The sequence below is a fragment of the Streptomyces muensis genome, from assembly GCF_021474425.1.
Classification (GTDB): domain Bacteria; phylum Actinomycetota; class Actinomycetes; order Streptomycetales; family Streptomycetaceae; genus Streptomyces; species Streptomyces muensis.
On the sequence record NZ_JAKEIP010000516.1, the window covers coordinates 1 to 2,335 of the forward strand.

The 2,335-nt window shown below is 72.4% G+C and carries 3 protein-coding genes; 2 read left to right on the plus strand and 1 reads right to left on the minus strand.

Annotation, left to right across the window (positions count from 1 at the left end; all coding sequences use genetic code 11):
• The coding region (locus tag L0P92_RS43865; RefSeq protein WP_234768719.1) for a hypothetical protein at positions 1-433 on the minus strand (433 nt) is incomplete at its 3' end.
• Between the two features lie 197 nt (positions 434-630).
• Between L0P92_RS43865 and L0P92_RS43870 the strand changes: the two genes are divergently transcribed.
• Entirely contained in the window at positions 631-1,488 is an 858-nt protein-coding gene (locus L0P92_RS43870; RefSeq protein WP_234768720.1) for an LLM class flavin-dependent oxidoreductase, read from the plus strand.
• A gap of 143 nt (positions 1,489-1,631) precedes the next feature.
• Positions 1,632-2,129, plus strand: coding sequence for a hypothetical protein (locus L0P92_RS43875; RefSeq protein WP_234768721.1), 498 nt, complete (start codon positions 1,632-1,634; stop codon positions 2,127-2,129).
• Positions 2,130-2,335 lie beyond the last annotated feature (206 nt).

Sequence of the window (2,335 nt, forward strand, 5' to 3'; positions counted from 1 at the left end):
GGGTGGGTGTGGTGGGGGCTTCGGCGAGCTTGAGCTGGAGCCAGTTGGACGTCGATCCGGTCAGGGTGTCGGGGTCCCATGGGTGGTCGAGGTGTACGGCTCGGAAGAGCGCCCACTCGCGGAGGCGGTCGGCCAGGAAGGCGTGACCTGCCGTGGCCACGGCCATCGACTCGGCCCAGGCGGTGTACTCGGGGGTCGCGTGGCCGGCGGCGGCCCTGCGGTCGAGGTGGCGGGTCACGGCGGCCTCGGCCATCGTCCGGTCCGGGTCGGTGAGGAAACGGCGGACCAGGGGCGCTTCCTCGTCGGGCGTGGAGTTCTCCAGCTGACGGGTGTAGGCGGCGAAACGGGCGTGTTCGGGGGGTTCAGGGGGTTCGTCGGGGAGCTGGCCGGCAGGTCCCTCGGGGAGTTCGTCGGCGGCTCGGGCGGGGCTCATCCGGTGATCCTCGCCCATTCGTCGGTGCCGTGTCCCGCCGAGGAATTGGTTTGTTCCGCCGAACCGGCCCGCCCTACAGTGAGTTCACTTCGAAGAGACGTTCCCCGGAAAGAAGCCGCAGAGCGGGAGCGTCCCACCTCGTGGAGGTGCGGGAGGGGCGGCAGTCCTTGTCGACCCCTCATTTCGGAGGCCCCTTCATGAACGTCGGTACAGACGTGGGCATCGGCCTGCCCATCGGCGACCCTGCCGCCCTGCTCACCTGGGCCCGGCGCGCCGACGCCGGTCCCTTCAGCACCCTCGGTCTGCTCGACCGGCTCGTCTACGACAACCCCGAGCCGCTGGTCGCCCTGGCCGTCCTCGCGGGTGCGACCTCGCGCATCCGCGTCCAGACCGAGGTGCTGCTCGCCCCGCTGCGGGACACCGCCCTGCTGGTCAAGCAGGCCGCCACCCTGGACCGGATGACCGGGGGGCGGCTCGTCCTCGGTCTGGGCATCGGCGGCCGGGACGACGACCACCAGGCCACGGGCACCGACCCGCGCACCCGGGGGCGGCGCCTCGACGAGCAGATGGCCGTCATGAGCCGCCTGTGGCACGGCGAGCCGTACGGCGACGGAGTCGGTCCCATCGGCCCGGTGCCCGCCCGGATCGGCGGCCCGGAGATCCTCTTCGGCGGCTTCCGGCCCGCCGCGCTCGAACGCGTCGCACGCTGGGGCGACGGCTTCCTCTGCGCGGCGGCGCCCTCCTGGGCGGGCGGTCTGTTCGACACCGTCCGCGGGTTCTGGAAGGAGTACGGCCGCGATGGGCGGCCCCGTCTCATGGCCCAGGTGAACGTCGCGCTCGGTCCACCGGACGTGATCGACGACGCGCGCGGCCGGATGCACGCGTACTACGCCTTCACCGGCATGGCCGACCGCATGGTCGCCGGCCTCCTCACCACCCCCGCCGAGATCCGCGCCGCGCTGGCCGCCTTCGCCGACCTGGGGGCCGACGAGGTCGTGCTCTACTGCTACGGCATCGATCCGGAGCAGGTGGACCGCCTGGCCGACGTGCTGTGAAGCTGTCTCAGTGAAGCCGTTATCCGTGAACCCGCTTCTGTGACACCGCTGTTGCCGGAACTGTGGCGTCCGCCACAGCCGGGTGCGTGGGGTCCTGTTGGACTCGGCGCACCCGGCGTCGTCACGCCCTGCCTGGAGGCCACGTGTTCCTGCTGATCCTGCTGTTCGCCGTGATCGCGGTGATCGTCGCCGTGGGTCTGTGCGGATACGGCGGCCGTACGCTGGCCGACCACGGTCTGCGGCGCGCGAACGCCCCCGCCGTACTGCGCGGCCTCGCCGCCCTCGCGGGGTCGGGGGCGTGTGTCATGTACGCGTGGGGGCTGCTCGCCGTGTGCGGTGCGGTCATGACGGCGGAGGACGGCGGCACCGACTCGGCGCCGGCCCGGTCCTGCCGTACGGCGGGCTGGTTGGAGCGGAGCAGGCACGGCGTCGAGATCGTCGACCACAAGGTCACGTACATCCCGCTCGGGTTCGTCTGCGAGACCAGCGACGGCGGGAGTTACGACAACGGTGACGTGCCGGGGTATGTCAACCCGGTCGTCTTCGGGCTCGCCCTCGCCGGCGCCGGGGGTGCGATCGGGGCGGCGTACGTGTCGGAGTTGCGGGCCCGGGCCGAGTTCCGCAGGCAGCAGGCCGGTTAGCCTCGGTCTTCCAGGCTCGGCCGAAGCGGTCGACCGTGGTGTTCGGAGGCAGACATGGCGAAGGTTCCCAGCGCGGTGGTCGCCGCCGGTGGGCTCGTGGGTGGGTACGGGGTGGCCCGGTGGACCAGGAAGCGGCAGCTCGGCGGGGTCGTGCTGGCTGTCGCGGGGGCGGTGGCGGCGCGGCAGTGGCGGGAGCAGGTGGGTTG